Annotated in this window: 24 protein-coding genes; 4 read left to right on the top strand and 20 right to left on the bottom strand. The window is 59.9% G+C overall.

Features of this window, described 5'->3' with window-relative positions:
• Both ACR0KC_RS13910 and ACR0KC_RS13905 read left to right on the top strand, forming a co-directional pair.
• A complete protein-coding gene (locus ACR0KC_RS13910) occupies positions 1 to 1,212 on the top strand; it encodes an ABC transporter permease (RefSeq protein ID WP_170392003.1) in 1,212 nt (403 codons plus the stop codon).
• 160 nt (positions 1,213 to 1,372) lie between these two features.
• A complete protein-coding gene (locus tag ACR0KC_RS13905) occupies positions 1,373 to 2,593 on the top strand; it encodes an aminopeptidase P family protein (RefSeq protein WP_480771962.1) in 1,221 nt (406 codons plus the stop codon).
• A gap of 30 nt (positions 2,594 to 2,623) precedes the next feature.
• Here the strand turns inward: ACR0KC_RS13905 and speB are convergent, their stop codons facing one another.
• Positions 2,624 to 3,595 (bottom strand): agmatinase, encoded by a 972-nt coding sequence (gene speB / locus ACR0KC_RS13900; protein WP_480771961.1) that lies wholly within the window; start codon positions 3,593 to 3,595, stop codon positions 2,624 to 2,626.
• Between the two features lie 190 nt (positions 3,596 to 3,785).
• Here speB and ACR0KC_RS13895 point away from each other — a divergent pair, with 190 nt between their 5' ends.
• On the top strand, positions 3,786 to 5,156 hold the full coding sequence (locus ACR0KC_RS13895) for a DUF3179 domain-containing protein (protein WP_480771960.1): 1,371 nt from the start codon (positions 3,786 to 3,788) through the stop codon (positions 5,154 to 5,156).
• Here the strand turns inward: ACR0KC_RS13895 and ACR0KC_RS13890 are convergent, their stop codons facing one another.
• From ACR0KC_RS13890 to ACR0KC_RS13810, 17 genes are all read right to left on the bottom strand, one after another.
• Positions 5,157 to 6,842: a chloride channel protein gene (locus ACR0KC_RS13890; RefSeq protein ID WP_170392011.1), complete on the bottom strand. Its 1,686-nt coding sequence runs from the start codon at positions 6,840 to 6,842 to the stop codon at positions 5,157 to 5,159.
• A gap of 92 nt (positions 6,843 to 6,934) precedes the next feature.
• Positions 6,935 to 8,584 (bottom strand): DNA repair protein RecN, encoded by a 1,650-nt coding sequence (gene recN / locus ACR0KC_RS13885; RefSeq protein ID WP_480706702.1) that lies wholly within the window; start codon positions 8,582 to 8,584, stop codon positions 6,935 to 6,937.
• Between the two features lie 36 nt (positions 8,585 to 8,620).
• Positions 8,621 to 9,484 (bottom strand): outer membrane protein assembly factor BamD, encoded by an 864-nt coding sequence (locus ACR0KC_RS13880; RefSeq protein ID WP_170392015.1) that lies wholly within the window; start codon positions 9,482 to 9,484, stop codon positions 8,621 to 8,623.
• Positions 9,485 to 9,610: 126 nt separating this feature from the next.
• Positions 9,611 to 10,531 (bottom strand): UDP-3-O-acyl-N-acetylglucosamine deacetylase, encoded by a 921-nt coding sequence (lpxC, locus tag ACR0KC_RS13875; protein ID WP_480706704.1) that lies wholly within the window; start codon positions 10,529 to 10,531, stop codon positions 9,611 to 9,613.
• Positions 10,532 to 10,745: 214 nt separating this feature from the next.
• Positions 10,746 to 12,347: a cell division protein FtsZ gene (ftsZ, locus tag ACR0KC_RS13870; RefSeq protein WP_480706706.1), complete on the bottom strand. Its 1,602-nt coding sequence runs from the start codon at positions 12,345 to 12,347 to the stop codon at positions 10,746 to 10,748.
• 348 nt (positions 12,348 to 12,695) lie between these two features.
• Entirely contained in the window at positions 12,696 to 13,115 is a 420-nt protein-coding gene (locus ACR0KC_RS13865; protein WP_170401361.1) for a hypothetical protein, read from the bottom strand.
• Positions 13,102 to 14,436, bottom strand: coding sequence for a cell division protein FtsA (gene ftsA / locus ACR0KC_RS13860; RefSeq protein ID WP_170392023.1), 1,335 nt, complete (start codon positions 14,434 to 14,436; stop codon positions 13,102 to 13,104). Before ftsA ends, ACR0KC_RS13865 begins: the two co-directional genes overlap by 14 nt.
• An 8-nt stretch (positions 14,437 to 14,444) precedes the next feature.
• Entirely contained in the window at positions 14,445 to 15,449 is a 1,005-nt protein-coding gene (locus ACR0KC_RS13855; protein ID WP_170512290.1) for a cell division protein FtsQ/DivIB, read from the bottom strand.
• On the bottom strand, positions 15,437 to 16,354 hold the full coding sequence (locus ACR0KC_RS13850; RefSeq protein ID WP_480567196.1) for a D-alanine--D-alanine ligase: 918 nt from the start codon (positions 16,352 to 16,354) through the stop codon (positions 15,437 to 15,439). Before ACR0KC_RS13850 ends, ACR0KC_RS13855 begins: the two co-directional genes overlap by 13 nt.
• Positions 16,355 to 16,462: 108 nt before the next feature.
• Entirely contained in the window at positions 16,463 to 17,389 is a 927-nt protein-coding gene (gene murB / locus ACR0KC_RS13845; protein WP_480567197.1) for a UDP-N-acetylmuramate dehydrogenase, read from the bottom strand.
• Positions 17,386 to 17,679, bottom strand: coding sequence for a hypothetical protein (locus tag ACR0KC_RS13840; RefSeq protein WP_170392030.1), 294 nt, complete (start codon positions 17,677 to 17,679; stop codon positions 17,386 to 17,388). The genes murB and ACR0KC_RS13840 overlap by 4 nt, the downstream gene beginning before the upstream one ends.
• 23 nt (positions 17,680 to 17,702) lie before the next feature.
• Positions 17,703 to 17,969, bottom strand: coding sequence for a DUF2484 family protein (locus ACR0KC_RS13835; RefSeq protein WP_170392032.1), 267 nt, complete (start codon positions 17,967 to 17,969; stop codon positions 17,703 to 17,705).
• A complete protein-coding gene (locus tag ACR0KC_RS13830; protein ID WP_170401374.1) occupies positions 17,966 to 18,214 on the bottom strand; it encodes a DUF2484 family protein in 249 nt (82 codons plus the stop codon). Before ACR0KC_RS13830 ends, ACR0KC_RS13835 begins: the two co-directional genes overlap by 4 nt.
• 4 nt (positions 18,215 to 18,218) lie before the next feature.
• Positions 18,219 to 19,625 (bottom strand): UDP-N-acetylmuramate--L-alanine ligase, encoded by a 1,407-nt coding sequence (murC, locus tag ACR0KC_RS13825; RefSeq protein WP_480706710.1) that lies wholly within the window; start codon positions 19,623 to 19,625, stop codon positions 18,219 to 18,221.
• Positions 19,622 to 20,719 (bottom strand): UDP-N-acetylglucosamine--N-acetylmuramyl-(pentapeptide) pyrophosphoryl-undecaprenol N-acetylglucosamine transferase, encoded by a 1,098-nt coding sequence (locus ACR0KC_RS13820; protein ID WP_170420828.1) that lies wholly within the window; start codon positions 20,717 to 20,719, stop codon positions 19,622 to 19,624. Before ACR0KC_RS13820 ends, murC begins: the two co-directional genes overlap by 4 nt.
• Positions 20,719 to 21,882, bottom strand: a complete 1,164-nt coding sequence (gene ftsW, locus ACR0KC_RS13815; RefSeq protein WP_480706712.1) for a putative lipid II flippase FtsW — start codon at positions 21,880 to 21,882, stop codon at positions 20,719 to 20,721. Before ftsW ends, ACR0KC_RS13820 begins: the two co-directional genes overlap by 1 nt.
• A 252-nt stretch (positions 21,883 to 22,134) precedes the next feature.
• Entirely contained in the window at positions 22,135 to 22,470 is a 336-nt protein-coding gene (locus ACR0KC_RS13810; RefSeq protein ID WP_170392042.1) for a cupin domain-containing protein, read from the bottom strand.
• Positions 22,471 to 22,663: 193 nt separating this feature from the next.
• Here ACR0KC_RS13810 and ACR0KC_RS13805 point away from each other — a divergent pair, with 193 nt between their 5' ends.
• Entirely contained in the window at positions 22,664 to 23,842 is a 1,179-nt protein-coding gene (locus ACR0KC_RS13805; protein WP_170401383.1) for a BaiN/RdsA family NAD(P)/FAD-dependent oxidoreductase, read from the top strand.
• On the opposite strand, the gene ACR0KC_RS13800 is transcribed toward ACR0KC_RS13805, so the two are convergent.
• Both ACR0KC_RS13800 and murD read right to left on the bottom strand, forming a co-directional pair.
• Entirely contained in the window at positions 23,839 to 24,213 is a 375-nt protein-coding gene (locus ACR0KC_RS13800; RefSeq protein WP_255611713.1) for a glycine zipper family protein, read from the bottom strand. The genes ACR0KC_RS13805 and ACR0KC_RS13800 overlap by 4 nt on opposite strands.
• A 112-nt stretch (positions 24,214 to 24,325) precedes the next feature.
• Positions 24,326 to 25,720 (bottom strand): UDP-N-acetylmuramoyl-L-alanine--D-glutamate ligase, encoded by a 1,395-nt coding sequence (gene murD / locus ACR0KC_RS13795; RefSeq protein ID WP_480771959.1) that lies wholly within the window; start codon positions 25,718 to 25,720, stop codon positions 24,326 to 24,328.
• Between the last annotated feature and the right edge of the window lie 9 nt (positions 25,721 to 25,729).

The following is a 25,729-nucleotide window of genomic DNA, read 5'->3' as shown; positions in this document are numbered from 1 at the left end:
ATGGCCGCACTTACTCCGATATCCCGCAAACCTTTGTCCATGGTTTTGCCAAGCGTTGCGCTGGCAGGCGCCTTCGCCGGTATCTTTGTCGGCGCGGGCAATGGCTCGGTCTTCCTCGGCATCATTGGCGGTGCAGCCTTGATCGCCGCTGTGGCCTGGGTCTACATCACGATACTCAAGAACGAAAAACTGGCACGATGGATCAATATCCTTGGCTTTGGCATCGTCGGTTTTCTGTTCTCTGGCCCAATGGGCGGCGTTCTGGGCCTGTTGGGTGGATGGTTCTTCGTCTGGTTTATCTTTTGGCTGTACGAAGGTCGATATCGCCAAAAACTGTTGCCCTATCTGACCGCGAAGCAAGTGTTCTATCACTACTTGTTCCGGGTGATCTGCGGCGCGATCTTCGTGTTCCTGATCACCCCGATCCTCGTGGTTTTGCCGCTCTCGTTCAACGCGCAGGACTTCTTTACCTTCACGCCAGAAATGCTGCGTCTGGACCCGGAAGGGTACTCGCTAAAGCACTACCGCGATTTCTTCACCAACAATGAATGGCAGCGCAGCTTCAAGAACTCGCTCATCATTGCGCCGATTGCGACGATCATCTCGGTCTCGCTGGGCACGCTGGCGGCCATTGGCCTCAGCCAGAGCCACGTTCCAGGCCGCCGCGCCATAATGGGCATCCTAATCTCGCCAATGATCGTGCCGCTGATCATTTCAGCCACAGGCATGTTCTTCTTCTACAGCGATATCGGCCGCTTCATGGAGGGAACACTGGGCATGAACAAGAACTTTGTGGGCTATGTGAAAGTGATCCTCGCTCACGCCGTTCTGGGTATTCCATTCGTCATCATCACCGTGACCGCAACGCTAGTGGGCTTTGACCGCTCGCTGACGCGGGCGGCTGCGAATATGGGCGCGGGTCCGGTGCGGACATTCTTCAAGATTCAGATGCCCTTGATCCTGCCGGGTGTGATCTCAGGCGGCTTGTTTGCCTTCATCACCTCGTTCGACGAGGTGGTCGTGGTACTGTTTGTCGGCTCGGCTAGCCAAAAAACGCTGCCATGGCAGATGTTCACCGGCCTGCGCGAACAGATCAGCCCGACCATTCTGGCGGTGGCCACGATCCTCGTGGTGATCTCGATTGCGCTGCTGACCACGGTCGAGCTGCTGCGCCGTCGGTCCGAGCGCCTGCGAGGCCTTTCCCCCGCTTGACGCAGGCCTAGGTCTGATCTAACGATTCACCTGTTCATCCCAGCCGCGATGGCGTCGCGGACGCACTGGGATGATCGGCTCTCGGACCCCGAGACCGCCTGTCCTGAACGCCGGGACAAGTGGCCGGGTTTGCCGCCCGGCAATGATGAGAGACCAAGTCATGACAGACACAACAAAACGCCCCGAATTCTTCACCTGCCACAATGGCGACAAAGCGCCCCTGCCGTTCAGCAAGGGCGAATACGACCGCCGCCTTGGCGCCCTGCGCGCAATCATGGCCAAGCATGACGTCCCCGCCGTCCTGCTGACCTCGATGCAGAACATCGCCTATTATTCCGGCTTTCTGTACTGCTCTTTCGGCCGCCCCTACGGCTGCGTGGTAACACAGGACGCTTGCACCACTGTCTCGGCAAACATCGACGCGGGCCAACCGTGGCGGCGCTCGGTTGAGGACAACGTCATCTACACCGACTGGAAGCGCGACAATTACTGGCGCGCAGTGGCCAGCCTGATCGGCGGGGCCAAACGGATCGGGATCGAAGGCGACCACATGACATTGGCGGCGCGCAACACGGCGCTGGACATGCTGGGCGGACCGGAACTGATCGATATCGCACCTGACACGATGTTTGCCCGCATGGTGAAATCTGCAGAAGAAATCGAACTGATCAAAGGCGGCGCACGCACCGCTGACGTGGGTGGGGCCGCCATTCACGCAGCGATCCGTGAAGGCGCCACCGAGATTGAGATCGCCATGGCTGGACGCGACGCGATGGAAGAGGAAATCGCCCGCGCCTACCCGGATGCCGAATACCGCGACACATGGGTCTGGTTCCAGTCGGCGCTTAACACCGACGGCGCACATAACCCGGTGACTAAACGCGTGCTGCAAAAGGGCGATATCCTGTCGCTGAACACCTTCCCGATGATCTCGGGCTATTACACCGCGCTGGAACGCACGCTGTTCCTGGACGAACCCGACGCCGACAGCCTGCGCCTGTGGAAGGCCAACGTTGCCGCGCATGAGCTGGGCCTAAGCCTGATCAAACCCGGCGCGACCTGTTCGGGCATCACGGCTGAGATCAACCGCTTCTTCGCGGATGAGGGCCTGCTGCAATACCGCTCATTCGGGTACGGCCATTCCTTCGGTATCCTCAGCCACTATTACGGGCGCGAGGCCGGTCTGGAGCTGCGCGAAGATATCGACACGGTGCTGGAACCCGGCATGGTCGTCTCGATCGAGCCGATGCTGTGGATCCCCGAAGGCCAGCCCGGCGCGGGCGGCTATCGTGAACACGATATCCTTGTGGTTGGTGAAGACGGGGCCGAGAACATCACCGGCTTCCCCTATGGTCCCGGCCACAACATCATCGATCCATGAAAAAACGGGTGGGGCGACATGCCCCACCTTCTATCGCTGGGCGCGTTCGTGAAAGATGAAGCCCAGAAAGTTCAGCAATAGCTGCGCCGCCAGAATTTGGGTACTTTCCGTCGGGTCGTAAGCAGGCGCGACTTCGACCAGATCGATGCCCACAACATCCCCGCGTTTGGCCAGACCCTGTAGAATTTCCAGTACATCGTAGTAGAGAAACCCGCCATGGCTGGGCGTACCTGTGCCCGCCGCGATTGAAGGGCAAAAAGCGTCGATATCTATCGTTACGTAATACCGTGCCCCCTGCGGGATACGCGCCAGCACTGCCTCGGCCCCCAGTTTGCGCACCTGCCGCACAGACAGGATGTCCGACCCGCGCGCACGGGCGTCGTCATAGCCTTCCTTCGCGGTGGATGAGACATTGCGGATGCCCAGCTGCGTCATGCCTGAGACATAGTCTTTCTCAATCGCCCGCCGCATCGGGTTTCCGTGCCCGGCAGTCACCCCGTGGCGTTCATCGACAAAATCCAGATGCGCGTCGATCTGCACCACATGGATCGGGCCGTTCTGCGCGCAATCCTCGGCGAAGGCATTGATACAGGGGATGTTGATCGAATGGTCCCCGCCAATTATCACCGGCAAGGCCCCTGCTTTCAGGATCTTGCCCACCCCCAAGGCGATATTCGCATGGCTCTCGTCGGTCTTGGTATGGATAATATCCGCATCCCCCAGATCAACGATCCGCACCGAGCCATCCAGATAGGTTGCGTCATCTTCGTGATCATAAGCCCCGGCGTGGCCGAAACTGAACAGGGTCGAGGCTTCGCGAACGGCCCGAGGTCCAAACCGCGCCCCCGGTCGCCATTGGGTCCCGAAATCGAAGGGCGCGCCGAGAACGGCGATATCCGCCTCTATCTCATCCCAATTCTCAACATATGGAGATTTGGCGAAGGTTGAGATGCCGACAAAAGGCAGGTTTAGTCGCCCCGCCTTATAACCATGGTCTTGCATGGGTATTTCCTTTTTCATTGCCACTGTCACGTTCGATGACATCAATCGCAGCAGCATCTTGTGCTCAGGATGGACCAATGTCGAGATGCCCGGCGTGCAGCTTCAGTATTTCGAGCCACTCACGCGAGTGTTGCGTGTATGTGATCTGCTTTGCAGGCAAGATCGAATATGAACCCGATCGGAGGATGCCATGTCGATTCCACGTCGCAGCTTTGTCGGCCTGTTGGGGGCAAGCGCTGTAGCCCCTCGCGCTCTTTGGGCGCAGGATGACCCTGTCTACGATGCCGTACGTTCAACTTTGTATGACAATCGGACCGATTTCGAAGCCGGGATGGCGTTCCTGACCGAGCGCGGCAAACCGGACGTTGTGCCCGCGCTTCTGACGGCGATGCGCTATGGTAGACGGCGAGAGCGAGACATTGCCAAAGTCATGGAAGCGTTGAGCGGCGCGCGCCACGGCACAGACTGGTTCGAATGGATGCTATGGCAAGAACGGAACGCTCAGATTGTACCTCATCCATCTTTGATACCGTTCAAACGCGAAGTTCTTTTGGGCATCGATCAGAACTTCGACGTTTTCCTGAAACCCGAATATTTGCAACGCGACAACATGAAGATTCGGTTGGAAGAGATCAGTTGGGGTGGTGTGCTAAAGGACGGTATCCCTTCGCTGGACAATCCCAAGCTGATCCCGGCGGCGCGGGCGGACTACATGAAAGACGACGATTTGGTCTTTGGCGTCTCGATCAACGGCGATGTACGCGCTTATCCGCTGCGCATCATGGGCTGGCACGAGATGTTCAACGAGGTGATCGGAGGCGTTCCGGTAGCACTGGCCTATTGTACGCTGTGCGGATCGGGGATTTTGTTTGAAACGCAGGTCGAGGGGCGGCGGAAGCCGTTTGTATTTGGCTCGTCCGGGTTCCTGTATCGGTCGAACAAATTGATGTTCGACCGTGAGACGCATTCGTTATGGAACCAGTACACAGGTAAGCCCGTGGTCGGACCGCTGGTCAACAGTGGAATCGAGCTGAAGCAGCGTCCTGTGGTGATCACCCGCTGGGACAGCTGGAAGGCGTCGCATTCAGATACGAAGGTGCTGTCGCTCAGCACCGGTCATCGGCGCAACTATGGCTCGGGCGTTGTGTATCGCGATTACTTTGCCTCACCCGATCTGATGTTCCCGGCCTTGGTCGATCAAAGTCGGCATCGCCAGAAGGACTACGTGTTCGCCGTGCGCCAGTTCGGCGCGGCGCGGGCCTGGCCGTTGGACGCGTTCAAGGGCAAGCCGGTGATCAACGATGCGATTGGCGGGCGGGCACTGATGCTGATGGGCGACCCGGACAAGCGCAGCGTGCGCGCCTACGAGCGTGGATCGCGCCAGTTCCGCGCGACCACCGATGGCGGGCTGCTGGACGAAACGGGCAACAAGTGGCGCGTCACCGAAGAGGCACTAATTGGCCCGGATGGCGCAGAGTTGCCGCGCGTCGCGGGACATATCTCGTATTGGTTTGCCTGGGACAATTATCTGGGCGACGCAGCCAGCGTTTACGGACGCTGATCATGAATGTTCCTCGGCCGCTGTGGCGGCCAGCGCGCGGTTGTAAGCTTTCAGCGCGTCGATGTGATAGAGCGCGCCAACGGGGTTTTCACAGCCGTCCTTGTCGATGATCACCACCGGGATGCAAGGGATGTCATCGCGGTCGAAATATGGCATCGCGGCCTCAAGCGTGGCGCTGGCCTTGACGCATAGGCCTTGTTCGATCAATGCCTGCGCGTCTTCCTTGGAGATCGAACGCGCGTCCCCCAGCGGGCGCATCACCGCGCCTGCCCGCAACATTGCCAGCAGGTACGCCTGCGGCCCGGCGGCCAGGTGCACATTGCGCCGTTCCAGCTGGGTCAGGAAGAAGGACCGGTCTACAAGGCGCGAGGCCAGCGCAGTGGACATCGAGACCGAAACCATCACGGCGAGGCCGATCTGCCAGTCTCCGGTCAATTCAAACACGATGAGCGTGGTTGAGATCGGCGCGCCCAGCACCGCCGCCGCCACCGCGCCCATCCCGGCAAAGGCATAGAGCGTATGGGTGCCTGACACATCTGGCAGCAATCCGGTGGCGATCAGGCCGAAGGCCAACCCGGTCAACGCTCCGATCATCAATGAAGGGGAAAACACACCACCACCCATGCGACCGCCCATGGTAATCGCCACTGCGACGGTCTTGATGACCGCGAACAGGATCGCGGTCGTCAGCACGAGGTCCCCGGTCAAGGCACGGATCGTGGTTTCGTATCCCACGCCGATGATGTGCGGAAACCAGACCGCCAACAGGCCGAGCATCGCGCCCGAAACACCGGGGCGCAGCCAGCGCGGCAGAGACAAGCGGTTTTGGATATGCGTGCCGATATCCTCGGCGAAGAAGATCGATCGCATCAACAGCAGCGAGACCAGCCCGCAAATCAGGCCTAGGATCAGGAAGGCGGGCAGCTCGACATAGAATTGCAACGACCCGGGCGTATCCAGCGTGAATTCGGTCACGTCACCATAAGCCAGCCGGTTGATCACGGTCCCCGCGACCGAGGCGATGACAATGGGCGCAAAGGCATGAACGGCGAAGTGGCGCAGCACAACCTCAAGCGCAAACAAAGCACCGGCGATGGGGGCGTTGAAACTGGCCGAAACTGCAGCAGCCACAGCGCAACCCAATAGGTCGCGCCCGGTGATGCCGTCGGCGTGGATACGGTCGCTGACCCAAGTCGAGATGACCCCGGCCATATGCACAACAGGTCCTTCCCGCCCCGTGGATCCGCCTGAGCTGAGCGTGATCAGCGAAGCGAAAAAAGATGCGATACCAGCCTTCTTTTCGACCCGTCCATCAGTGATGGCCGCACCCTCGATCACATCAGCTACCGAACGCACACGGCCATCATCGGTGTACCTGTTCAGGATGATCCCGACGACCAACCCGCCGACCACAGGTGTAAGGAAAATCCAGAGCCAATGCAGCTTCTCAGCATGGCTGTGCAGGAATAGGATATCTTCGGTGTTGTAGAGATAAGCCTGCAACGACGAGATCGCCATCCGGAATCCCAGCGCCATGAAGCCTGCAGCGATCCCGATGACCAGAGCGATAAACCAGAACTGAATCTGGCTGGGGCCACGATGAAGCATTACCCGCCATGCATCCCGCAGCGCCGAGAGGGCTTGATTGAGCTGATTGCGCAGCACGGTGCGGGTCGATTGGGTCATTGGCCCTCGTTGGGGTGGTCGCCTGACCCTTAGTAAGCCACGCGCGCGCCTTATAAAAGTCGGTTCACGACAAGATGCTCACAGAATGCGCGTCATGCATCCAACAGGGCACGGGCAGCGGCACGTGCCTCATCCGTAATGGTGTCGCCTGCGACCATCCGGGCGATTTCGTCGACGCGGTCGGGGTCGGCCAGCGGGATCACGGTGGACAGGGTCTGATCGCCGGTGACCTGTTTCTGCACCCGCCAGTGATGCGCCGCCCGTGCGGCCACTTGCGGCGAGTGGGTGACGACCAGCACCTGCCCGCCCTGCGCGAGTGCGGCCAGACGGCGGCCCACCGCGTCCGCCGTAGCACCGCCGACACCACGGTCAATCTCGTCAAAGATCATCGTGCGGGCACTGTCTTCGCCCGTTAGGCAGACCTTAAGCGCCAGCAGAAAGCGGCTGAGTTCGCCGCCCGAGGCGATTTTGTTGAGCGGCCCTGACGGCGCCCCCGGGTTGGTGGCGACGGTGAAGGCCACCGCGTCGATTCCTTCGGGGCCCGGGTCGGTCGCGGTGATCTCGGTCCGGAACACGGCGCGTTCCATTTTCAGGGGCGCGAGTTCAGCCATTACTGCGGTGTCCAACGCACTGGCGGCCTTACGGCGCGTTTCGCCAAGCGCGGTGGCCGCGTTGTCATACGCAGCCTGTGCCGCGTCCACAGCAGCGCGTTTGTTGCTGAGGTCGGCGTCACCCGCATCCAGCCGGTTCAGGCGGTCGCGCAAGGTATCGGCGAAGGTGCCCAGATCATCGGGGGCCACATCGTGTTTGCGTGCCAGCGCGCGAATGGCAAAGAGGCGTTCCTCGGCCTGTTCCAGTTCCGCTGGGTTAAAATCGAGCGCTTGCAGACAGGCGTTGACCCCATCCTGCGCCTCGCCCAGTTCGATCAGGGCGCGACCCAGCGCTGCAATGGGGCCTTCCAACTGGCCACCCGCATTGTCCGACACGCCTTCCAGCCAGCGCACGGCATCGGCCATCGCGCCCTCGGCCCCGTCGCCGCCTAGCAAGGCAAAGGCACGGGCCACGTCGTCGCGAATCCGTTCGGCCCCTTGCATCATGCGGCGGCGGGCGTCGAGATCGGCATCCTCGCCCGGTTGCGGGTCAAGCTGATCCAACTCGACAACGGAATGACGCAGGAACTCTTCTTCGGCACGCATAGCCTCCAGCGCTGCCTCAGTCTGCGCCAGAGCTTTGCGGGCGATGGACATCTGGCCCCATGCGGCACGCACGGCGGCCAACTGATCCCCTGCCCCGGCATAGGCATCCAGCGTTGCGCGATGCCCGCGTGGGTTCAGCAGGCCTCGGTCATCATGTTGGCCGTGTAGTTCGATCAGAGTTTCCGACAGCGCCCGTAACACTTCGCCCGAACAACGGCGGTCATTGACCCATGCAGTCTTACGTCCCTCGGCCGTGTTGACGCGGCGCAGGATCAGCTCCTCGCCACCGGGCAGACCCGCCTCGGCCAGAATCGAATGGGCAGGGTGATCGTCAGGCAGTTCAAACTCGGCCACAACTTCGCCCTGTGCGGCCCCCTGACGAACCAGCTCGGCGCGCCCTCGCCAGCCCAGCACAAAGCCCAGCGAATCCAGCAAGATCGACTTGCCCGCGCCGGTTTCACCGGTCAAAGCGTTCAAGCCCGGCTGAAACGTCAGGTCCAGCCGGTCGATGATCAGCATGTCGCGGATATCAAGGGCGCGCAGCATCGGGTCTTTAGCGTCCCAAGCCTTTAGCCATGGCCGTTACAACCACTCACCCTTGACGGTCTGGCGATAGATCGTGCTGAGCCAATTGTTACCTCGGCTCTTTAGATCGAGACCACGCGACGTCAGCAACGTGTACCCCGCGTCGTACCATTCCGAGGACTGATAGTTGTAACCCAGAATCGCACCCGCGGTCTGCGCCTCGTCCACCAGTCCCAGCGCCAGATACGCCTCGATCAGGCGATAGAGCGCCTCGGCGGTATGAGATGTGGTCTGAAAATCCTCGACCACCACGCGGAATCGGTTGATCGCCGCAGTGAAGTGATCCTGACGCAGATAATAGCGCCCGATCTCCATCTCTTTGCCAGCCAGATGGTCAAAGGCAAGGTCGAATTTCAGTACGGCAGATGTGGCATACTCACTGTCTGGGTAGACTTCGATCACCGTGCGCAGCGCCTGCAGTGCCTGAAAGGTCAGCCCCTGATCACGACCCACTTCGTCGATCTGATCATAGTAGCTGAGCGCCAGAAGATACTGGGCATAGGCGGCGTCTTCGTCAGTGGGATAGAAATCGATATATCGCTGCGCGGCGGCGCGGCTTTCTTCATAGTTCTGGTCCGAATGGAATGAGAACGCCTGCATGATCAGCGCACGTTTCGCCCAATCGGAATAAGGATAAAGCCGCTCTACTTCAGAGAAATACCAAGCCGCGTCGTCCGAGCGATTCTGCGACAGCTCATATTCACCGCGGGTGTAAATCTGTTCAGGTGTGAAACCTTCGAGGTTTTGGCTGCGGTCTGCCCCACGGTTACCAAACAGACCTCCGGCATTGCCACATGCCGTCAAAGTTGCTGCCAGAAGAAGCGCACCTGCGATTCTGACTGCCGCTTTGCTGCCAACCATTCCGCCCATCCTTGTCGTCTACTTAGCGGGAATTACCCCTGATCGGGCCTCGGTCTAGCACATAAAATTCCAGTGCAAAACGCCTTATCCACCCTCATGGCGCAAATGTCGTCAGAGTTGATCAGATCACGCAACCTGCGGGATTTCGCTCCGCACAAGGCCCTGGCCGGGCAGACGCGCGGCTTGTTCAGGGGTACAAAGGATCGGACGCACAGCGCCCGGTGTTTCGAACAGTTTGCGCAGCAATGTGTTGGTCATCGAATGCCCCGACTTCTCGCCGACAAAGCGCCCCAGAATCGGACCGCCTGCAAGATAGAGATCACCCAGAGCGTCCAGCATTTTGTGGCGCACCGCTTCATCCGTGTGACGGAAGCCACCCGGGGTCAGGACTTCGTGGCCCTGTACGACTACCGCATTGTCCAATGTGCCGCCCAAGGCCAATCCGTTTTCACGCATCGCTTCGACATCTGTGCGGCGGCAAAACGTGCGACTGTCGCAGAGTTCACGCGCAAACGAACCATTGCGCATGTCCAAAACCTTTGTCTGGCTGCCAATGGCGTCATCTTCGAAATCAATGTGGAACTCGATCTCCAGACCTTCCGCAGGCGCGATCGATGCCTTTGCGCCTTCGCGTTCAACTGAGATGGGTTTAAGCACCTCATAAGCCAGTACCGGACTGGCCTGACGACGAACGCCTTTGGCCATGATGCCCTGAACAAAGGCCACGGACGAGCCATCCATGATCGGGACTTCGGGACCGTCGATTTCAATCAGTGCATTATGCACACCACATCCGGCAAGTGCCGCCATGATGTGTTCCACAGTCGATACCGACACATTCGCATCGTTAACCAATCGTGTGCAAAGAGGCGTCCGCTCAACAACATCATAGATAGCGGGGATCAACGCATTGCCCAGCTCGATATCAGTCCGTTTGAACCAGATTCCATGACCTGCCGCTGCAGGCTTCAGAACCATCGTCGCAGGCTTGCCGCTATGCAGCCCAGTGCCCACAAACGTGACTGAAGATTTGAGCGTATGTTGCAATGTGAGCCTCGGTGAGTTGTGTCCAGCCTATCAGGGGCTGTGTTGCACCCTCAACTAAGGAAGGGGGCGTTAAGGCTCAACTCACCTTTTGCAACCGAATGAAACATGAATGTGACACATCGGCAAATCCCTGCTTACACCAGCTCAACACTTTGTGTTTCCACAAAAAAGGGCCGCGCGATGGCGGCCCTTCGGGATGATTTTGTTACCGCGATCAGTTGGCCTGACGCCGTAGGAAGGCGGGAATTTCGATGCGCTCCTGATCAGGATCGGCTTCATCCTGAACAGGTGCCGTCGCGTCAACCGACCGCATCGCAGGCTGTTGGCGTACCGGTTGAGCGGGCGTATCGGCCGCATGGCCGGTCATCCGGTCAATCAATCGGTTGAAGCCAAAACGCGGGCGATCCTCGGTCGTTTGCTGCGGCTCAGAGGCCGGTTCGCGAGGTACCTCAGGCGTCGGACGCAGCCGGTTCGAAGGTACTTTCTGAACTGCGGCCTGCAACCGCTGCATCGCTTCCGGAGACGGTGTGCCGGGGGTCTGGGCACGCGGTGCGTCGTAGGAGTCGACTGTCTCTTCGACTTCGGGTTGCGGTTCGAACTGTGCAACCTGAGGCTGATAGGCGGGCGGAGGCAGCCCGTCATCTTCCTGCTCGGCAGCGGGTTGTTCGTCTTGCCAGCCATCGTTGAACTCGACATCTTCGATGGACTCGAAGAGCGTGGGCGCAATGTTGTCCTCAGCCAGGGCCTCATCTGCAGCGATTTGTTCAGGCGTGGAGTCTTCTGCCGAAACCGTGCGTGTCAGCGGAGCCGACATCGAACGGCGGGCGACCGGTACATCTTCGGTTTTCTCGCTGGCATCGATACCGGTGGCAACGACTGAAACGCGCATTCCGCCTTCCATCTCGGTGTCCAGGGTCGAACCGACAATGATATTGGCCTCGGGGTCCACTTCCTCGCGGATGCGGTTGGCGGCCTCGTCCAGTTCGAACAGGGTCAGGTCGTGCGCACCGGTGATGTTGATTAGCACACCCTTGGCACCCTTGAGGCTGATTTCGTCCAACAGCGGGTTGGCAATGGCCTTCTCGGCTGCCTGAATGGCGCGATCTTCACCGGTCGCTTCGCCTGTGCCCATCATCGCCTTGCCCATCTCGTCCATCACGGCTCGAACGTCGGCGAAGTCGAGGTTGATCAGACCCGGACGCACCATCAGGTCGGTTACGCCTTTGACGCCCTGATACAGGACATCGTCGGCCATCGAGAACGCCTCGGTAAACGTGGTCTTTTCGTTGGCCAGACGGAACAGGTTCTGGTTCGGAATGATGATCAGCGTATCAACGACTTTCTGCAGCGCATCAACGCCGTCTTCGGCCTGACGCATACGCTTGGCGCCTTCGAACTGGAAGGGTTTGGTGACAACCCCAACGGTCAGAACACCCAACTCCCGCGCTGCCTGCGCGATGATCGGGGCTGCGCCGGTGCCCGTGCCACCGCCCATACCGGCGGTGATAAAGCACATATGCGCACCCGCCAGATGATCCACGATCTGCTCGATGCTTTCTTCAGCTGCTGCAGCACCCACGGTCGGACGCGCACCTGCACCTAACCCTTCGGTGACTTTGACGCCCAGCTGCACCCGCGCCGACGAACGGCTTTGCTGCAGCGCCTGTGCGTCTGTGTTGGCGACGACAAATTCAACGCCGTCCAGCTGTTTTTCAATCATGTTGTCGACAGCATTGCCCCCAGCGCCGCCAACGCCAAATACGGTAATCCGAGGCTTGAGTTCGTCGTGCCCGGGCATCGAAAGATTTAATGTCATGCTCTGTCCGCCTGTTTTTTATGTTGCCGCAAAATGCGGTTTTTCTGACCTATCCACAGTCGATTTTACTGTGTCATTTCGGAAACGTCACCAGAAAAATCGCACGAATCCACAAAATATGGAGGAAATAAGGCAGCAAACAGCGGCATTTCGCTGTTACCGCGACATGTTGCGGCGAAAGGCTCATGCGCCACTACACACGGAAAGACCCCACCCGCCTTGAGGGGATGCGAAAACTTTTAGTCACTCGTTTGGTCGCGGAAAACTGCTCAATGTCCTGCCGCTGGGCCTCTGCCGGGCCTTGAACCTTATTTTGCGGCAATTTGGCAGTTGCCGCAACTGATTTCTTTAGCCTACCGGGGCACTTGGGCAATTCAGGCCATCTTCAGAGATGCTACGGACCTCTTGCGTTTCGCTGCCGACGAAGCGCGCCAGCCGCACCATCAGCCGGTCATTGTACAGGTAGGGCCACCAGCAGACTGGCAGGCCATCGGGCGCATCATCGTACAGAAAACAGATCTGGCCATTTGGCGTGGTGATCTGGCCATAGACACAGCCCCGCCCCTCCATCCGCCAGACCGAGAGAGTCGGGCTGAGGAATTCCTCGGTCCCGACCAACATACCGCTTCGGATTTCATGGAAGGTGATCGTTTTGCCAACGACGGCGCTCAGAAACGCCTCTGGCGTAATCAGGGTTTGAGCCGGGGCCGCAGCGGGCCCAAGGGCCGCGCCAACGGCTGCACCACGCAGGGCATTACCAATTGTCACGGAACCAGCGCACGGCGCGCTTGAACGGGCGCGCGGCATAGGTGTCGACCGGGATCTCAAAATCCCACCATTCGTCCTGAGGATGCGCCGCAAACAGGCTAAGCCCCACTGCCGAAGAAAAACCGGGCCCGGTCGCAGATTGCGGCAGGCCATGAACGCGCAGCGGGCGGCCCAAACGAACACGCTGACCCAGAATCCGGCTGGCAAGCCCGTCTAGCCCCATGATCTGGCTGCCACCACCAGTCAGAACGATCTGCTGGCTTGGCAGGTGGTCGAAACCGGCAGCGTCCAGACGAGTACGCACCTCTTCGAGAATCTCCTCGACGCGGGGGCGCATGATGCCGATCAACTCGGCACGGCTGACGGTACGGCGGTCATGCTCCCAATCGCCAGTATCGCCACCGATGTCGATCAGGTCGCGATCATCGGCTCCGGTCGCGTGAACGCCACCGTTAAAGGTCTTGATCCGTTCGGCCACCGCTGCGGGCACGCCGAGGCCCATCGAAATGTCGCTGGTCACGTGATCCCCGCCCATGCGCACGCAATCGGCATAGATCATGTGTTTCTTCATGAAGATCGAGATGCTGGTGGTGCCGCCGCCCAAATCAATACAGGCCGCGCCCAACTCCTGTTCGTCCTCGACCAATGCGGAAATGCCCGAGACATAGGCTGAGTTCGCAATCCCTGCCAGCTCCAGATCGCAGCGCTTGATGCAGCGGACGATGTTCTGGATCGCCACCGCATCGACGGTTAGCATGTGCATATCCACTGCAAGGCTCTGCCCCAACTGTCCACGCGGATCGATTAGTCCCGAGCGGTTGTCGAGCGCGAAATTCACCGGTTGCGCATGCAGTACCTCGCGCCCTTCGCCGTAATCGGGCACGTCGCAGGCGTTCAGGACACGACCGACCTCGGCTTCGGTAACCAATTGGCCTTCCAGATCAACCTGCGCATCCAGCCCGTAGGAACGCGGGTTCGCCCCTGAGAAGGATGCAATCACGTGATCGACGCGGATATCGGCCATCTTCTGCGCCGCCTGCAGCGCGGTGCGGATGGCGCGCTCGGTTTCCTGCATCGCGGTAACCTCGCCGAACTGCACCCCGCGCGAACGGGTGGTCGCAGCGCCAATGACCCGGAAACCGGTTTGTCCGGCCATCGAGCCGATCGAGTTATCCTCGGACAACCGCCCCGTCCCGTCGAAGCGCAATACAAGGCAAGCGATTTTGGAGCTGCCGACATCCAGGATAGCAACTACACCGCGTTGCATTGCCTGTCGGCGCATCTGCCGCATAGCCCTTTGGGACTGATAAAGATCGGTCATCATGGTCGTTACTGCCCGCTACTCACATCTACTTTTGTGTTCCACCAGTCTTCGCTGGCCGTTTTGTTCATTCGGATGGTCGGTCGCTGCCCCAGTCGCATGTCGACCACGGCCACGTCACGTTCCAGAAGGTCCTGAACCTCGTTCACCGCCAACACGCGTTCCAGCGCGCGCGCCGGACGTTCGGTCGGCAACATGATGCGCTGGTTTCGATCCAGCACCAGATCCCAGCGCCGTTCGCCAACGCGCACCAAACCGCGCACGCGTTCGCCCAAGCTGCGGGCTGTGGTCAGGATTTGCAGCGCCTCGGGGACATGTTTGTTCGCGCCCTTCCCTGCGATCAGTGGCAGGGCTGCGTGATCGGCGCGTGCTGAAACACGGTCAACATGAGCTCCGGTTTCATCCAATAGCTCGATCCCGTCTCGGGTGCGCCAGACGATGACCGGCTGGCGTTCGACCACATCAACCTGAAGAATCCCGCCAGGGCGAATGCGTACGGTTGCCGATTTCACCGGGTCAAGCCCGGTGATGGTGTCGCGGATCAACTCCACATCCAGATCCCACGAGCTGAGCGGGAAATCGAGCGGCACGATCTCGCGGATATCCTCAGACAGTGCGGTTCCTGCCCCGTCGATGGCCATCAAATTGACCATGAATTCGGGGCGCTCCTGGATCGAGGTCTTGATGTCGGCGATATAGGTACTGACCGCCTCACGACGTTCTTCGGCGGCAAAGAAGCCACCCACCAAACCAAAGACGGCCAGAACCGGCAGGCCAATTTTTAGCCCGCGCCGGATGCCGGGGGTGAGCATCCAGCGCTGAAAGCGGTAGCTGAGGCGCGAGGGCGCGGGGTCCGCGTTGCGCGCACGGCCAAAAAGACGCGCCCCGCGCAAATGCAGCTTAGGTTCGGTTTTGGGCTCGGGCCTTGGCGCGGCGGTGAAATCGGCATCCGGCCCCGCCAACGGTTTGGTCCGGTGGATCACCGGCGCGCGGGTGGCGGTCAGCGGTCGCATGAGGCATCCTCCACCATCCAGGCGCAGAGCTGGCCGAAACTGATGCCAAGATGCTCGGCCTGTTCGGGCACCAGCGAAGTCGGCGTCATGCCGGGCTGGGTGTTGGTTTCCAGCAGGAACAGCCCGTCGGCACCCTTGCTGTCATCCCAGCGGTAATCGGTGCGGGACACGCCGCGACACCCCAGCGCAATATGCGCCTTAACCGCATAGTCCATGCAGCGGTCAAAGATATCCTGCGGGATCTCGGCGGGCAGCACATGCCACGAGCCGCCGGGCTTGTACTTGGCATCATAATCGTACCAACCGCCATCGGTCATGATCTCGGTCACCGTCAGGGCGCGATCGCCCATCACGGTCACGGTCAGTTCCCGGCCCGCGACGTATTTCTCGACCATCACCTGATCAGGCATCGCCTCGTCCAGTTGCGGCGGGCCGTTGGCATTTTCATGCACGATATAGATGCCGACGCTGGAGCCTTCGTTGTTGGGCTTGGCAACATAGGGCGGCTCCATCACATGGACCTCGACCACCTCGACCTTGGGAACGATCAGGCTGGGTACGATGGGTAATCCTTCGGCGGCGTAGACCTCTTTGCTGCGTTGCTTGTCCATCGCAAGGGCCGAAGCCAGCACGCCGGAATGCGTGTAAGGAATGCGCATCCATTCCAGTAGCCCCTGCACACAGCCATCCTCGCCCCAGCGTCCATGCAGGGCGTTGAACACCACATCGGGTTGGATATCGGTAAGGCGAGCAGCAAGGTCCGGACCTGCGTCCAGTTCGACCACTTCAAAGCCTTCACCCACAAGAGCGGCTGCGCATTCGCGCCCAGAGCTGAGAGACACCTCGCGTTCCGCCGAGGGGCCACCCATCAATACCGCCACTTTGAGGTTTGTCCTGCTCGACATACCCAATGTGCGCCTCAATGTCCCCGGACCTTATGTGGTGGTCCGTACTGCGTTTATGCCTTTGATCCGTCGTCCTAATTTGCCTGTTATGGTCTGACGGTCGGGGCTTTATTCTTCCAGCGGATCACCGACCCGCATGATTTCCCACTCTAGCGTGATGCCGCTTGTTTCGTAAACCTTTTTTCGCACCTCTTCGCCCAGACCTTCGAGGTCTGCGGCGGTGGCGTCGCCTGTATTGATCATGAAATTCGAGTGTTTGGGACTCATCTGCGCGCCACCTTTTGTGGCCCCGCGCATACCCGCGTCATCGATCACTTTCCACGCCTTGAGGTCATGCACATCGTCCGCGCGCCCAGTCGACGAGAACCCGGCTGGATTACGGAAGGTCGACCCGGCGCTGCGGTCCTTGGTGGGTTGAGTTTCGTCGCGCTTTTTTAGCTGCGCCTCCATGCGAGCGTGCAGCTCAGCTGGATCGCCCGAGGGGCCTTGAAACGTCGCCGAGATCAGCACCGCGCCTTCGGGCAGGTCGGACTGGCGATAGCGGAAGCTGAGGTCTTGCGGGGTCAGGTCCACGATCTCTCCGGCGCGGGTGACCACGGTAGCCTTTTGCAGCACATCCGCCGTATAGCTGCCGTAGCAGCCCGCGTTCATGCGCACGGCCCCGCCGATCGAGCCTGGTATCGTGCGCAGGAAAGTCAGGTCCACACCTCCATCCGCTGCTTTACGCGCCACATGCGCATCCAGCGCGGCGGCACCCGCGCTGACGGTGTTGCCGTCGACCGAGATACCATTGAACCCGCGCCCCAATCGGATCACCACCGCCCGCAGACCACCATCACGTACGATCAGATTGGATCCGACACCCATAGGAAAGATGGGAACATCCGCAGGCAGATCACGCAGAAACGACTGAAGGTCTTCGGTATCGGCGGGTTGAAACAGATAATCCGCTGGTCCGCCGACGCGCAGCCAGGTGAGTTCGGAAAGAGAGCGCGCCGCGGACAAGCGGCCACGGACGTCGGGCAGTTCGCTCATGCGCCTTCCCGGGATGCAAGGCTGCGCCCGCCTACTCCACCCATGATCACCGCAAACAGGAAGGGCAGGACCGCACCGGTCAGCCAGACGAAGGGGCCGAACGCCTGTTCCTCTTCCCCGGTGCCGACACTGGCCAGCATTATGATCAGTACCAGACCAAGGGCCGAGGTCAGCCCGATCAGCCACAGCAGTGCCTTGAGGCCGATCCAGCGCGCGGCGACAAAACCCGCAAGCGTCCCGAGGATCAAGGTAATCAGCGGCAAATAGGCGAAAGTGGCGATGTCGACCATAGGGGCCTCCTGAAAATGGCCAGTTACTTGTTCGCCGCCTTCATGCCCTGCATTTTCGCCTTTGTCCAACGGGTGAGGTAAATCACCGGCCAGCGCAGTACTGACATACCTGCCGCCAGAACCAGCAGCCCAATCCATGGACCATTTTCATAGGTGACATAGCCTAGGATGGGGACGCCAACGGCGATCAGGAAATAGGCGCGCCGCCAATGGTTGTCCTTGCTGGGCAACATCGCCAACACGTTGGCGACAACACCCCACAGACCGGCAAGCGCAATCGACCAGTTCATTCCGACACCTCTTTACCCGTCCACTTGCGCCAGTAGTAGCGGATCGGGTTGCGGTACATCGAAACAAAACCGCCAGCAGCCAGGACTCCGACGAACCAGCCATAGTCTAAACTCAGCCAAAGAATCAGAGCAGGCGCGCTGGCAAACAGTACAACACCCGGTGGGAATTGCAGGTGCATCGGCAGCATCGCCACAATGGTGGAAGCGAAGACCCAGACGCAGGCGAGTATGAGCGACAACGCCACGAGGTTAGCTCGCTTTGGCGATTAACCGGTCAGGCAAACCGTTGGCCCAGGTACTGATCGTACCTGCGCCGAGGCAGACAACCATATCTCCCGGGCGGGCCTGTTCACGGACAAGGCGGGCGAGGTCTTCTTCGTTCAAGATCGCGCGCGCGTGGCGGTGGCCGTGGCGGATCAGGCCCTGCACAAGATCGTCACGGCTGGCACCTTCGATCGGATCTTCGCCTGCAGCAAAGACCTCCGCAATAGCGACCACGTCGGCGTCGTTGAAGCAGGTGCAGAAATCGTCGAACAGGTCGGACAGGCGGGAGTAGCGGTGCGGCTGGTGGACTGCGATGACGCGGCCCTCGGTGGCCTGACGTGCGGCCTTGAGAACGGCGGCGATTTCGACCGGATGGTGGCCGTAATCGTCGATGATGGTGACGCCGTCAATTTCTCCAACCTTCGTGAAACGGCGGTTGACGCCGCCGAAATTGGCCAGCGCGTCGCGGATTTCACTGGCCTTCATGCCCAGATGACGGGCCACGGCCACGGCGCTCAGCGCGTTAGAGACATTGTGGTCGCCGGGCATTGGCAAGGTGCAACCTTCGATCACCTTGTCTTCATGGCGTAGGTGGATGTCGAAATGGGCGACGCCACCCTTATAGGTCAGGTTTTCGGCCCGCACATCGGCCTGTGCGTTGAATCCATAGGTGCGCACACGACGGTCCGAGATGCGGCCGACCAGAGCCTGCACCTCGGCATGATCGGTGCAGCAGACCGCCAGACCGTAGAAAGGCAGGTTCGAGACGAACTCGTAAAACCCGTCCCGCAGCTTATCGAAATCGCCCCAATGCTCCATGTGTTCAGGGTCGATATTGGTGACGATGGCTATGGTTGCAGGTAGGCGATTGAATGAGCCGTCGCTCTCATCCGCTTCAACCACCATCCATTCACCCTGCCCCATGCGCGCGTTGCTGCCATAGGCGTGGATGATGCCGCCATTGATGACGGTGGGATCGAAATCGCCGGCGACCATCAGTTCCGCCATCATAGTGGTTGTTGTGGTCTTTCCGTGAGTTCCGGCGATGGCAATGTTCGAGCGCAGGCGCATGAGTTCCGCCAGCATGTCGGCGCGACGGACGACGGGCAGGCCCTGCGCGCGTGCCTCGTCCAGTTCCGGGTTCCCCGGTTTGATCGCAGTTGAGACCACGACCACGGCGGCGTTCTGCAAGTTCTCGGCACGCTGGCCTTCGAAAATCTCAGCACCCAGCCCAGCCAGCCGGTCAGTAATCTTCGAGGTTTTCAAGTCCGAACCTTGTACACGGTAGCCAAGGTTCAAAAGCACCTCTGCGATACCCGACATCCCGATCCCACCGATGCCCACGAAGTGGATCGGTCCAACGTCCTGCGGCAGTTTGGTTGCTGGATTCATGAGGTCTCCTTCTGCGCCAGTTGCTCGACAAGGGCGACCAGACGCTCGGTGGCGTCCGGTGCCCCGACCGATAGCGCGGCATGGGCCATTTGCTGTGCGGCTTCGGGGTTGGTGAGAACCGTGGTCATTTGCTGTGTCAGCGCGGGAACGTCAAGGGCGTTTTCGGGGATCATGATCGCCCCACCTGCCTGAACCAACCCACGCGCGTTGGCTGTTTGATGATCTCCGGCAGCCGTGGCAAGCGGGATCAAAATCGACGGGCGGCCAATCACGGAAATGTCGGCGATACTGGAGGCACCTGACCGGCTGACAACCAGCTGCGCGTCGGACATACGGCGAGGTACGTCGTCAAAGAAAGGCTGTACATCGGCGCGTATGCCGTGATCGGCGTAAAAGGCCTTGACCCGTTCACCATCCTCATCGCGGGCCTGATGCGAGACGCGGATGTACCCGCGCAGATATTCAGGCAGCGCAGCGATGGCCCCCGGCACCACGTCACTGAGGATACGTGCGCCCTGTGAGCCGCCCATCACCAGGACGGACATCGGGTACTCCCCAGGCGGGATATAGGGGGCAGCAGCGCGTTCAAGAACGGAGGCGCGAACCGGGTTACCAGTGTGTATGCCCTTGGACCCTTCAGGCAGATCGGTGGGCCAGACACCACAGGCCACTTGAGCCACACGCGTGGCAAACAGTTGGTTTACCCGGCCCAGAACGCCATTTTGTTCATGGATCATACGCGGCAGCTTCAGCAGGATGGCCGCGCCCAGCGCCGGTATCGACGGATAGCCGCCAAAGCCCACCAACACATCCGGCTTGTCACGCATCATCTGCGCAGCCATGCTAGTGACTCCAGCAGCAATCTTGGGTCCAACCAACATCTTGGCCGCTAATCCGCCTCGGGCGAAGGTGGCTGAGGATGCCTCGACAATCTCGACGTCTGCGGGGAACGCGCCGGTATAGCGCGCTCCGCGCGGGTCGGTGGACAGGCGCACACGCCAGCCTTTCTGTAGCATCGCCTCGGCCAACGCCTGCGCGGGGAACATGTGGCCGCCGGTGCCACCTGCTGCGATTAGTAGATAAGGTTTGCCCATCAGCCTCGTCCGCGCAGAATGTCGCCCAGCTCGCCCTGCGGGCGGGTTCGGGTGAAGGCCAGCAACATGCCAACCGCGATGCCGCCAGCAATCAGGGACGATCCGCCATAACTGACAAACGGCAGCGTCATGCCCTTGGCGGGCAGAAGACGCACGGCGACGCCCATGTTGATCATAGCCTGCACGCCGAACATGCAGGCCAGACCAGTGCCAGCCAGACGGACGAACATGTCGCGTTCGCGCATCAGCCGCAGCAGCGAACGCACAACGATCAGCGAGTACAGCGCGATGATAATCAGCACCAGAATCAGCCCGTATTCTTCGGCCGCGACCGCGATGATGAAATCCGTATGCGCATCAGGCAGAGACCACTTGACCTGCCCCTCACCCACGCCGACGCCGAACAGGCCGCCTTCGCGGATAGCATTGGTGGCATACCCAAGCTGGGTGGTCGGATCGAGTTCCTGATTAAGGAAACCATCGATACGACGGGCAAAGTGCTCGGAATTGGAATAGGCAAACATGCCGCCCAGAACGACCGCCCCGGCCATGCCGACCAGCAATAGCATCGGGGCTCCGGCGACAAAATACATCACACCCCAACCAAAAAGGATCAGGCAGGCCTGCCCGAAATCGGGCTGCATCACCAGCATTGCCACGATGGACATACACAGTGCAAAGGACCACAACCGCCCCGGCGGGCCGTTGATTTCCTGTGATGCGGCCAGCAGCCATGCGGCCACCACGACAAAACCGGGCTTGAGGAACTCGGATGGCTGCAACGAGGCAAAACCCAGCGAATACCAGCGCACCGCGCCTTTGCCAAAGTCTGTACCGAAGACCGGCAAGAAGGCCAGCGCCACGAACGAGGCCAGAAAGCCCAGAATCGCCAGCCGCCGCACCAGTGTCGGCGACATCATTGAGGTCAGCAGCATCGCGACCAGCGCCAGCCCGCCAAAGATCGCCTGACGTTCTACATAGTGGAAAGGATCGAACCCGTTACGCCCCGCTAGTGGCGGCGACGAGGCTAGCCCCAGCAAAAGCCCGATGACAAACAGGATCAGGACGCAGGACATCGTCCAGCGATCAATCGTTCGCCACCACTTCGGAAGAATCGGTTCTCCGCGCTGGTCCTGGACCGCGCCATACACCATCTCAGTCATGAGATACCGCCACTATCTGCCTCGTTAACGTCCCGTTTTCGGGATCTGATTGAGAGTCTACAGGGATTTTTACATTTGGGCTAGCAGAATGACAGGCAGAACTGGAATTCCGGAACAATGAGCCGACGTCGACAAACGCGCATGCATTCAAGCAGCGCAAGTTGCCTGTTCTGATCGAAGGCCAGTTGAGACACGGCTTAAGTTCATCGGAATATCAACCGCGCCCAACGTCATTGTTTAAAAAGTAAATCGTCAGTCTTTGATGGGGTATCTGTCAGGCTCTTCAAACACATCGATCACTCGGGAACCCGCCTTGATGCGCCCGCCATGCTCCACTCCGGCTGGTATCGAATAACTGTCGCCGGGTAGATAAACTTTCGTCTCTCCGCCAATGGTGAGTTCAATTTCTCCTTCCACCACCGTACCCCATTGGGCACCATGTGAATGTAGTGGGAGTTCCATTTCTTTAAGAAAAGTAAAAAAGGCGACCAAACCAGCATCAGATCGAATGACTGCCGTCTGCACGACGTCTTCGGGAAATGGCACGTCTAGTCTTGGAAAGTCTGTAATGAAGTTTGGAAAGCGCATATTTCTATCCCTTTAAATAGATCTAACCGGCAAGCATTAGCACAGAGCCTAGCATGTCAGAATGCACTACGAGTAAAAATCCACATACCATATGGCACAAACCCAAGTGCTGCTGAGAAATTCCGTGGCCAAACCCACACCGTTTTTGGTCTGCGCTCTTGCCATCGCTCACAATCCACGCCATGCGCAGCATATGGATTTCGAGACGATCATCCTCGGTGCTGGCGCGGCCGGCATGATGTGCGCAGCCCATTGCGGTGGCCAGGCGCTGGTGATCGACCATGCAAAAGCTCCCGGAGAAAAGATCCGCATCTCGGGTGGTGGACGATGCAATTTCACCAATATGTATGCGGGACCGGGCAATTTCCTGTCTCAGAATCCGCATTTCAGCAAATCAGCGCTGGCGCGATATACACAGTGGGACTTCATCGAACTGGTCGATCGCCATGGCATTGCATGGCATGAAAAAACGCTTGGGCAATTATTCTGCGACGGGTCTTCGAAACAGATCGTCCAGATGCTGCTGAATGAAATGGTCAAGGCCGAGGCCGAGCTCTGGGTGCAGACGTCGCTGCGCAACTTGCGCAAAACCGAAAGCGGTTTCGCTTTGGATGTCGAACGCGATGGCAAGCACATCCCTCTGACCTGTCGTAATCTGGTTCTGGCCACGGGTGGCAAATCGATCCCCAAAATGGGCGCGACGGGGTTGGCCTATGACATCGCGCAGCAATTCGGGCTGCAGATAACCGAGACACGAGCGGCGCTGGTGCCGTTCACCTTCTCGGACGGTCGGTTCAAGGATTTGTCCGGCGTCTCCCTGCCCGCTCGACTATCAAACGAGCGCACCAGTTTCGACGAGGCTTTGTTGTTCACCCATCGCGGGTTGAGCGGTCCTTCGGTGCTGCAATTGTCTTCGTACTGGCGCGAGGGTGAGGCAATATGGGTCAACCTGATCCCCGATTTGCCTTTATACGATCTGCTTCGCGATCAGCGGCAGGCTGTTGGGCGCAAGGCGCTGACCACCGAATTGGCACGCCACCTGCCCACGCGTCTGGTGGAATACCTCGCACACCATATCCCGATGAAGGGCAATCTTGCGGATCAGTCCGACACGGCGCTGTCGGAACTGATCGCCGCATTGTCCAACTGGCGGCTTACGCCGTCGGGCACCGAGGGCTATCGCACCGCCGAGGTCACTCTGGGCGGGATCGACACTGACGGGCTGTCGTCTAAAACGATGGAGGCCAGGGATGTCCCCGGCCTCTATGTCATTGGTGAAGCGGTGGATGTCACCGGCTGGCTTGGCGGTTACAACTTCCAATGGGCGTGGTCCTCGGGCCACGCCGCCGGAAGTGCCATCGCAAGCCGTTAGCCTACGACGTTGTAACCCCGTCCGCGCATACAGTTGCGCACAATGACTTCCTTGTTCTGGTTCTTGTTGATCACGTCAGCACCTGCACCAACCAACGCACCGGCAACGGCGGCGCGACCCAGGTTGTCGCTGCTGTCCTGAACGATGCCGGTGACGGCTGCAGCACCTGCAGCGCCGATTGCGGCATTACCTGCGGTCGATCCGTCAACGCTGGCCTGCGAGGCTGCAAGTTGCTGGCACTGATACAGGTCCGAATTGTAGTTCGGGCCTACAGGGCCATCGATCACGGGCTGATAGTTGGCCCCGGTATTGGTGCAAGCCGCAGCAGCCAGCAGCGCTGGAACGACCAGAAGAAGTTTACGGTTTGGCATATTCATGACCTCGTGTTGAATTTCCTGAAGGCAAAAACCAATGCAGGCAGTGCGTCAAGCAGATAGGCCCACAGCTTCGCCGAACCGGCGATCTATTGCAAACGCATTGCTTTCAGAGGCGTTTTTTAACCTGATCCACGAAGTCATCGCCACGTTGTTCGAAGTTGTCATACTGGTCGAAACTGGCCGCAGCAGGTGCCAATAGAACGGTTTCACCGGGCTGCGCATCGGCCATGGCCTGCATAACCGCCGCTTCCATAGTGGTGCAGACTTGCGCATCGGCCTGCAACTGCATTGCAAAGCTCGCCGCCTCACGCCCGATGACGTAGGCCTTGATTACGTGGTCCCCTGCCCCGTTCAGCGCCTCAAGCCCGCCTTCTTTCTCAAGCCCGCCACAGATCCAACGTATCTTCTTGAACGCGCTCAAGGCTTTGAGGGCGCTATCTACGTTGGTGGCTTTCGAGTCATTCACATAGGTCACGCCGTCCGCCTCGGCGATGATCTGACTGCGGTGCGGCAGACCCGGGAAGCTGTGCAGCGCGTCTTCGATCACGCGCGGAGCAAGGCCCAGCGAACGGCAGGCGGCATAGGCGGCGCAGGCGTTCTGGTGATTATGCGCACCGGGCAGGCCCTTGATCTCACGCAGGTCGATCGATCCGGCCTGACGGCCCTTGCGGTATTCCGACAGGAAACCCTTGCGGGCAAAGACCTGCCAACCCGACCCGGTCAGCTTGCGCGCCACCGAGACGCGGATCACCCGGTCATCCGACGGCCCCTCGGCCAGTTGCCCGGCTAGAAACGCGCCCTCGGCCTCATCTATCCCGATCACGGCGCGGTCTGGACCTCCTTCGGCGAACAGGCGACGTTTGGCGGCAAAGTAACCACCCATTCCACCATGTCGATCCAAGTGATCAGGTGAAAGATTGGTGAAAACCGCCACATCCGGCGTCAGTGCGCGGGCCAGTTCGGTCTGGTAGCTCGATAGCTCCAGTACCACGACCGATCCATCGCCACCTGGGTCGATGTCCAGCACGCCGCGCCCAATGTTACCCGCCAGTTGCGAGTCGCGCCCGGCCTCGGTCAGGATATGTTGGATCAACGCAGCGGTGGTTGATTTGCCATTCGATCCCGTCACCGCGATGACGCGCGGTGGGATGTCGTAGTTGTTCCATTCAGGGCCTGCGAAAGAGCGAAAGAACAGACCTATATCATTGTCGACCGGAACTCCGGCTTCCAACGCAGCGGCCGCAACCGGGTTCGGCGCGGGGTAGAGATGAGGGATGCCGGGCGAGACAATTAGTGCGGCAATATCGTCAAACGCCCCGTGGCGGCGCAGATCGACACACGAGAATCCCTCGACCTCTGCCGCTTCACGCGCGGCGGGGTTGTCATCCCAGCAGATCGGCTCAGCCCTGCCAGCGCGCAGCGCTCGTGCGGTGGTCAGACCCGACCGACCTAGCCCCAGAACCGCTACTTTCTGCCCTGAAAACCCTTTGACCGGGATCATTGCCATACA

The sequence above is a fragment of the Ruegeria sp. CF3 genome (genome assembly GCF_056537365.1).
The sequence above is the reverse complement of the archived record's forward strand: the minus strand, read 5'-3'. Positions and strand labels throughout refer to the sequence as shown.

Excerpts from the sequence above, each read along its gene's own strand:
- ACR0KC_RS13840 (WP_170392030.1), bottom strand. The coding sequence starts at position 17,679 with ATGGTCGACATCGCCACTTTCGCCTATTTGCCGCTGATTACCTTGATC.
- ACR0KC_RS13890 (WP_170392011.1), bottom strand. The coding sequence starts at position 6,842 with ATGACCCAATCGACCCGCACCGTGCTGCGCAATCAGCTCAATCAAGCC.
- recN (WP_480706702.1), bottom strand. The coding sequence starts at position 8,584 with ATGCTGCGCGCCCTTGATATCCGCGACATGCTGATCATCGACCGGCTG.
- ACR0KC_RS13880 (WP_170392015.1), bottom strand. The coding sequence starts at position 9,484 with ATGGTTGGCAGCAAAGCGGCAGTCAGAATCGCAGGTGCGCTTCTTCTG.
- ACR0KC_RS13850 (WP_480567196.1), bottom strand. The coding sequence starts at position 16,354 with ATGTCGAGCAGGACAAACCTCAAAGTGGCGGTATTGATGGGTGGCCCC.
- ACR0KC_RS13905 (WP_480771962.1), top strand. The coding sequence starts at position 1,373 with ATGACAGACACAACAAAACGCCCCGAATTCTTCACCTGCCACAATGGC.
- murC (WP_480706710.1), bottom strand. The coding sequence starts at position 19,625 with ATGAATCCAGCAACCAAACTGCCGCAGGACGTTGGACCGATCCACTTC.
- murD (WP_480771959.1), bottom strand. The coding sequence starts at position 25,720 with ATGATCCCGGTCAAAGGGTTTTCAGGGCAGAAAGTAGCGGTTCTGGGG.
- ftsZ (WP_480706706.1), bottom strand. The coding sequence starts at position 12,347 with ATGACATTAAATCTTTCGATGCCCGGGCACGACGAACTCAAGCCTCGG.
- murB (WP_480567197.1), bottom strand. The coding sequence starts at position 17,389 with ATGAGCGAACTGCCCGACGTCCGTGGCCGCTTGTCCGCGGCGCGCTCT.
- ACR0KC_RS13800 (WP_255611713.1), bottom strand. The coding sequence starts at position 24,213 with ATGCCAAACCGTAAACTTCTTCTGGTCGTTCCAGCGCTGCTGGCTGCT.
- ACR0KC_RS13895 (WP_480771960.1), top strand. The coding sequence starts at position 3,786 with ATGTCGATTCCACGTCGCAGCTTTGTCGGCCTGTTGGGGGCAAGCGCT.
- ACR0KC_RS13855 (WP_170512290.1), bottom strand. The coding sequence starts at position 15,449 with ATGCGACCGCTGACCGCCACCCGCGCGCCGGTGATCCACCGGACCAAA.
- ACR0KC_RS13835 (WP_170392032.1), bottom strand. The coding sequence starts at position 17,969 with ATGAACTGGTCGATTGCGCTTGCCGGTCTGTGGGGTGTTGTCGCCAAC.
- ACR0KC_RS13820 (WP_170420828.1), bottom strand. The coding sequence starts at position 20,719 with ATGGGCAAACCTTATCTACTAATCGCAGCAGGTGGCACCGGCGGCCAC.
- ACR0KC_RS13910 (WP_170392003.1), top strand. The coding sequence starts at position 1 with ATGGCCGCACTTACTCCGATATCCCGCAAACCTTTGTCCATGGTTTTG.
- ACR0KC_RS13805 (WP_170401383.1), top strand. The coding sequence starts at position 22,664 with ATGGATTTCGAGACGATCATCCTCGGTGCTGGCGCGGCCGGCATGATG.
- ftsW (WP_480706712.1), bottom strand. The coding sequence starts at position 21,882 with ATGACTGAGATGGTGTATGGCGCGGTCCAGGACCAGCGCGGAGAACCG.
- ftsA (WP_170392023.1), bottom strand. The coding sequence starts at position 14,436 with ATGACCGATCTTTATCAGTCCCAAAGGGCTATGCGGCAGATGCGCCGA.
- ACR0KC_RS13810 (WP_170392042.1), bottom strand. The coding sequence starts at position 22,470 with ATGCGCTTTCCAAACTTCATTACAGACTTTCCAAGACTAGACGTGCCA.
- speB (WP_480771961.1), bottom strand. The coding sequence starts at position 3,595 with ATGCAAGACCATGGTTATAAGGCGGGGCGACTAAACCTGCCTTTTGTC.